General features: G+C 67.2%; 8 protein-coding genes. 3 read left to right on the top strand and 5 right to left on the bottom strand.

The window, feature by feature from the left end; all coding sequences use genetic code 11:
* The 3 genes from AB0C34_RS29660 to AB0C34_RS29650 all read left to right on the top strand — a co-directional run.
* A partial coding sequence (locus AB0C34_RS29660; protein WP_357080143.1) for a PLP-dependent transferase occupies positions 1-135 on the top strand: 135 nt, incomplete at its 5' end.
* Between the two features lie 408 nt (positions 136-543).
* Positions 544-1,272, top strand: a complete 729-nt coding sequence (locus AB0C34_RS29655) for a hypothetical protein (protein ID WP_357080137.1) — start codon at positions 544-546, stop codon at positions 1,270-1,272.
* A 235-nt stretch (positions 1,273-1,507) separates the two neighbouring features.
* A complete protein-coding gene (locus tag AB0C34_RS29650) occupies positions 1,508-1,681 on the top strand; it encodes a CsbD family protein (protein ID WP_357080134.1) in 174 nt (57 codons plus the stop codon).
* Positions 1,682-1,714: 33 nt separating this feature from the next.
* On the opposite strand, the gene AB0C34_RS29645 is transcribed toward AB0C34_RS29650, so the two are convergent.
* The 5 genes from AB0C34_RS29645 to AB0C34_RS29625 all read right to left on the bottom strand — a co-directional run bounded on the left by AB0C34_RS29645 (position 1,715) and on the right by AB0C34_RS29625 (position 6,176).
* The gene (locus AB0C34_RS29645) at positions 1,715-1,963 is read right to left on the bottom strand and encodes a hypothetical protein (protein ID WP_357080131.1); all 249 of its coding nucleotides are present in this window, start codon (positions 1,961-1,963) and stop codon (positions 1,715-1,717) included.
* A complete protein-coding gene (locus AB0C34_RS29640; protein ID WP_357080128.1) occupies positions 1,960-2,649 on the bottom strand; it encodes an ElyC/SanA/YdcF family protein in 690 nt (229 codons plus the stop codon). Before AB0C34_RS29640 ends, AB0C34_RS29645 begins: the two co-directional genes overlap by 4 nt.
* Positions 2,650-2,732: 83 nt before the next feature.
* Positions 2,733-4,760, bottom strand: a complete 2,028-nt coding sequence (locus AB0C34_RS29635) for an MMPL family transporter (RefSeq protein ID WP_357080125.1) — start codon at positions 4,758-4,760, stop codon at positions 2,733-2,735.
* Between the two features lie 176 nt (positions 4,761-4,936).
* Complete coding sequence (locus tag AB0C34_RS29630) at positions 4,937-5,749, bottom strand: RNA polymerase sigma factor SigF (RefSeq protein WP_357080122.1); 813 nt, start codon at positions 5,747-5,749, stop codon at positions 4,937-4,939.
* Positions 5,742-6,176 (bottom strand): anti-sigma factor, encoded by a 435-nt coding sequence (locus AB0C34_RS29625; protein ID WP_357080119.1) that lies wholly within the window; start codon positions 6,174-6,176, stop codon positions 5,742-5,744. Before AB0C34_RS29625 ends, AB0C34_RS29630 begins: the two co-directional genes overlap by 8 nt.
* Positions 6,177-6,218: the final 42 nt, after the last annotated feature.

Genomic DNA, 6,218 nt, shown 5'->3' with positions numbered 1-6,218 from the left:
CATTCTCAACTGACACCCGATGAACAACTGACCTCCGGGGTGACTCCAGGCCTGGTCCGCCTCGCCGTCGGCATCGAAGGAATCGACGACATCCTCGGCGATCTGCGGGCGGGTTTCGCCGCGGCAGCTTCCTGACGCGTTGATGCCCCGGGTGCCGCATCGTCCAGGGGCACCGACGATGCACGAATAGCTTGCGGGGATTGCGTGCCGAACAGCGGGACGAAATCCCGTTTCGAGCTGGTTTTCCTGATTTTTGGTCGAAAGACCGGCTCAGAAAACAGTTGCGGTGTTATCGCCGTTCCGCATACGGACCAGCACTCGAATCGGGCGAACCGAGCCGATCGAAAAGAAATTCAACTTCCGCGCATCCAGAAGACGTCCCGGACCGAACCAGAAGGTAAGCATATGCCCGCTCCTGAATGAGGTGGTAAGTCCATGGACCGACAAACACCCGAAACGCCAGCACACCCGCTTCTTCGCCGAACGGCCTGCCTCGTCGTCGCAAGCGCGATCCCGCTGTCGGTTTTCAGCACAGCGACCGCTGTGGCGACTCCGCTGGCGCCGGAAATTTCCGTCCCGAATCTCTTCGCACCGGTGCCCGCCATCGCTGTGGTCGCCCCGATCGCCGACCCCGCCGACCCCGGCGCTATTCCAGCCGCCCCAGGTGCGATACCGCCCGACGTCGCTCCCGCGGCACCGGTGTCCACCGGTCGCAACGACATGAGCACCAATCGGCCGATGCCGGACCCGAACATGCTGGCTCCCGTCCTTCCGGAGCGTCTGCACATGCCCAATCCCGCCGCCCCCGCGCCCTCGGTAGCACCGATCGAGGCGCCCCCCGGCACGCTGCGCATCGGTTCCGTCGTGGTTGGACGTCCAGACTTTCTGCCACCTGAGATGGGTAAACAGTTCAACGACGCAGTGGCCGGCACCGAAGCGGGTATCGCGCAGTCCTTGGACTCGGCAGGCTTCGAACCTTCCCGCTCCGACCGCATCGCCGCCGACTTGCTCGGCTCGACCACGATCGGCGCCTCGGTAGGCGCCCTGGTGGCGGCCCCGGTCGCCTCGATCGGAGCGGTCATCGGCGGGATCAGTGGCGCCATCGCCGGCATTCCGATGTTTCCGACGGGAACGGTAGTGACAACCATATTCGGCGCCGCCATTGGTTACGCGTTCGTCGCATGGCCGGCCATGGCTGTCGGTGCGGCGATCGGTGCGGCGGCCGGCCTCGCCCAAGGGCTGCTCATGCCGCCCACCATCGCGGCGCCCTAGCCTGATTGCCCTGACAACTCTGCGCGGATCGCGATTCCGCGGATCAGAATTCGATGCGCGGAGTCGGTGCCGGCTGAATCAATGTCATCTCGCACGTTTACCCAGGCAGACCCGGTTTCAGCCGGGTCTGCCCGTTTGCGGCGAACACCTTCACGTTTGGACCGGCGCCAATGGGCTATGGCGAAAGAGACCGACTGGATATGGCAGGCCGGTCATCGCATACGGAGGTTGTTCCATGAGCACAGTCGACAAGGCGAAGAACAAGGCCCAAAATCTCGCGGGCAAGGCCAAGGAAAAGCTTGGCGAGGCGACCGGCGACCAGGACCGAAAGAATGAGGGTCGGGCCGACCAAGTCGAGTCCGACGTCAAGGGCGCGGGCGAGAAGGTCAAGGACGCCTTCCGACACTGACCGAGCGCGACGAGCGGATGGCCACACCGGTGGTCATCCGCTGTTACCTCTGGACGTCCCGCGCGGACGCCCACTACTCAGTTCGTCAACCACCGCGAGCGTCGCGAAGACCTGTGCTTGGGCCTGTAGCGCGCGGACCCGCGCCCACCGCGCCGCGCTCGCCTCGGCGCCACGGTCGCGCAAGAAGCCGGACGAACCATCCCCGACACCACGTTGGACGTCCTGCAGCGCCTGCTCGGCCTCCGCCGCCAACTCGGCGGCCCGCTGTCTGTTCGTCTTCACCGTGCAACCCTATGCCGCGTCGTCACTCGAGCAACACCTCCGACACCGATACCGGCAACACGGTCCGCCGCCGACGCGTCACCGGGTAAATACAACCCGATCAGAGCTTTCGGCGCGGCCAACCACTCACGAAGAGTGTTACGGACTTTCGTCACACGGCGCGCCTCGCACGGGGCCACGACACCGTCGGCAGTGATGCCCGCCGCGCGACACAACGCCACCGCACGCGGCAAATGTCGTCGCTGGCTGACGATGATCGCGCGTTCGATGCCGAACACGTGTCTCGCTCGTAGGCAGGTCGCTCGCGTCGACAATCCGACCCCGTCCGTGCGGATGAGCTTCGGATCGACACCATGCCGCTCGAGATAGGTTGTCATGGAGACAATTTCATTGCCAGACGCACCACCGGCATCGCCGGACACCAGGATCTCCTCGACCCGGCCCGCACGCATGAGTTCGATCGCGACATCGAGCCGCCCGCGCAGGTACGCCATCGGTGAACCGTCCTGGCCGACCCGCGCTCCCGGCACGATCACCACTGGAGCGCACGGCGCGTGCGCGGCGGCGAATCGGTGTCCCGCGGACAACATCCACAACCACGTGTTCGATCCGACCACCGCGAGAGCCGTTACCAGCACGCCCCTCTGGACGAGTACTCGCAGTCGACGCGCTCCCCTACCGGCCACGCCACCCTCCCAGCTGTCATCGGTTCGTTGTGCCCAGGTTCGGGGAAGCACCGCGCCGCATCGGCGGTACGCGGGACAAGCGGTCAGTCGGACTCTTCAACGCGCCACAGCGCACTCGGCCACCAGACAGATCGCCCGATCAGGCTGAACAGCGCGGGGACGACCACGGTGCGGACAACGAACGTGTCCAGCAGGATGCCGAGACCGACCACGATGCCGATCTGGGTGAGTGTGATCAGCGGCAGCACGCCGAGCACACAGAAGACCGCCGCCAACACCACCCCGGCACTGGTGATCACGGCACCGGTCGCCGACACCGCCCGGACCATGCCCCGGGTGGTGCCATGTCGCGGGGTCTCCTCGCGCGCCCTGGTGACCAGGAAGATCGTGTAGTCGACGCCGAGCGCGACCAGGAACAGGAAGGCGAACAGCGGAACGCTGATATCCAGCGCGGGAAAACCGGCCACGTACTCGCTGATCCAGCTCCCAAGACCGAGCGCGGCCACGGCGCTCAGCACGGTGACCGCGACCAGCACCAGCGCGCCCGGCACCGCCCGCAGCAGCACGAGCAGCACCACGAGCACCACGAGCAGGACCAAGGGGATGATCACTGTCCGGTCCCGGCTCGCGGCGGACTGGATGTCCAGCACCTGCGCGTCGGTGCCGCCAACGAGCGCGTCGGCTTCCGGCACCGCATCGACCGCCGCGCGCAGCGCTTCGATCATGTCGAAAGCCTCCGCGGAAGCCGGTGGCGCATCGAGCACGACCGCCCACCGGGTGAGCCCGGTCGGCGAGATCCCGCTCCGCCACGTCTGCGCCAGACCCGCGGTTCGGTGCAACGCTGCCTCGATCTGCGTGGCCGAACCGCTGCGGGCGAGCACGATGGTCGGATCCGAGGCGCCGGATGAGAAATGGTGTGCGAGCGTGTCGAATCCATCCACCGATTCAGCACGGACGCGGAACTGGTCGATCTGCGAAAGCCCGATTTGCGCCGTGGACAGACCGGCCGCGCATACGACCAGAAGCGCGATCGCAGAGCCCGCGACCACCGCCGGCCTGCGCACAACCCAGCCGGCGACGGCGTGCCAGATCCCGTCGTTCATCGTGTCCTGCCCCTTCGCGTCCGGCACGAACGGCCAGAACACATTCCGCCCGCACAGCGCGAGCGCGACCGGCAGCGCCAGGAGGACGAACACGACCGCGACCACGAGACCCGCCGCTGCCATCGCGCCGAGGCTGCGGGTGTTGGGCAGCGCGGCGAGCAGCAGCACGAGCAGTGCGGCGACCACAGTCACGTTGCTCGCCAGAATCGCCGGCCCGGCCCGCCGCACCGCATGCCGCAACGCCGCCCGGTGATCGGCTTCCCGGTGCAGCTCATCGCGATAGCGCGACACCAGCAGCAGCGCGTAGTTGGTTCCCGCGCCGAATACCAGCACGCTGGTGATGCCGGCGGTCGATCCATCGAACGTCAGTGCGGTCAGCTTCGCCAAGCCGGTTCCGACGCTGGTCGCCACCCGGTCTGCCGCGCCGACAACCGCGAGCGGCACCAGCCACAGAACCGGAGACCGATAGGTCGCGATCAGCAACACAGCGACCACTGCCGCCGTCACCGCGAGGAGAGTGATGTTGGCGCCGGAGAACGAATCAGCGATATCGGCTCCGAACGCGGGGCCGCCGGTCACCTGCAGGATCAGCCGGTCGGGCAGCCCTTCGTCCGTCGAAGCCCGAATGTCCTCGACCCGGTCGGTCAGCGCGAATCCGCTCAACTCGGCGTCCACCGGCACCTGACCGATCGCTGCCTGCTGATCCGGAGACGTCAGGATGGGTCCCGCGGACTGCTGTCCCGTCGCGCGCATGATCGCCGCAGCCATGGCGGCCCGATCGTCATCGCTGAGGTCGCCGCCGTCCGCGCGGGTGACGACGACGATCGCGGCGGTCGAGCCCGCGTCCGGGAACTCGCCGAGCACCTGCTCGACCCGCGCCGACGGCGCCGACGACGGCAGCGAATCGGGCGCCTGCCCCGCCGCGGTGTTCTCCCCGACAGCGCCGATCAGCCCTGCCGACGCGGCAATGATCACCAGTAGCAGCACCCACGACCTTCGAGCGGTCACCAGCGACGCGTACCGATCCCAAGCATTCACCCGACAACTCTCTCAGACTCTCCGGCGGGACAACGGACCCGCTGCGCGCCGGCCGGTCTGGTGACCGCAATGTCGCGCCGCCCACCACGGCCTTGTCGCCGGTGCCCGGGCGACGCGCAAGCGACCCGACGGTGCGACCCGGGCGGTCAGTCTCGTAAAGCTTGCTCGCGCAACGATTTCAGCGTTCTGGACAGGATGCGCGAGACCTGCATCTGCGAGCAGCCGATCCGCTGGGCGATCTGCTCCTGGGACATCGAATCGAAGAAGCGCATGACCAGCACCTGCTTCTCCCGCTCCGGCAGCGCGGCCAGCAGCGGTTTCACCGCCATGTAGTTCTCCACCGTGCCGAAGTCGGGGTCTTCGGCGCCGAGCGTGTCCAGCAAGGAAGAGCCGCTGGATCCCGCGTCGTCGGCGTCGGGCGCGGCATCGATCGACGAGGTCTGATAGGCGTTGCGGGCGATCAGCGCCTGGGTCACCTCGTTCAGGTCGGCGCCGAGTTCCTCGGCGATCTCCCTGGCCCGGGGCATACGACCGAGCCGCTGCGACAGAATCTCCACAGTGGGGGCGATCGTGGACTGGATTTCTTTGAGCCGCCGCGGGACTCGCACCGACCACGCGTAGTCGCGGAAATGCCGCCGGACCTCGCCCATGATGGTCGGCACGGCAAACGACAGAAATGTCGCGCCGTGTTCGGGATCGAACCGATCGACCGCAGCGATCATGCCTACCCGCGCGATCTGCAGCAGATCCTCGAAGCTTTCCCCACGACCGCTGAACTTCCGCGCGATGTGCTCGGCCAGCGGCAGGCACCGGTCGATCAGCTCCGCGCGCACCGCCTCCCGAGTCGAATCATCCTCGGCCAACGCCGCCAGCTCAGCGAACAACGGCTCGATATTGTCGTAGCTGTCTCCCCTGCCCGACCTCCGCCTGGAAGTCCCGGGATTGGGCTCGCTACCCATCGGCGCCGCCGCGGACCCAGCGGAAGTCGACGACGGTCGGGTAGCCGCCCGCGACGGCGTCGTAGTCACCGCGCGCGGTGGCGACCGAATCGGTCAAGGTCGACACGATGTGCCAGCCGAAACTGGTCTCGTCCGGGGTGGCATCCGACACCGCGATCGAGGAGATCCGCACGTCCACCGCCTCGGCGTCGAGGGTGAACGCACAGTCGATCTCCGACCCGTCCACGGCGTCCAGCACCAGGGCGCTGGCGACCTCGTCCAGAGCGAGCCGGATGTCGGTCACCTCGTCGATGCCGAAATCAGCCATGAGCGTGACGGTTTCCGCCAAGGCACGCAACATCGCCAACTGCTCCGACTCCGCGGGCACCCGCACGCTGATCATCCCGGTCCGCGTCGTAGCGGGAGGAGTCCCCTCACCCTTGCTCATGCACCGCTCCCAGTAGTAGCACCGTCCGTCGGAGCGACCAGC

The organism is Nocardia sp. NPDC049220, from assembly GCF_040647855.1.
Taxonomy (GTDB): Bacteria; Actinomycetota; Actinomycetes; order Mycobacteriales; family Mycobacteriaceae; genus Nocardia.
This window is presented reverse-complemented; position numbering and strand designations above follow the sequence as displayed.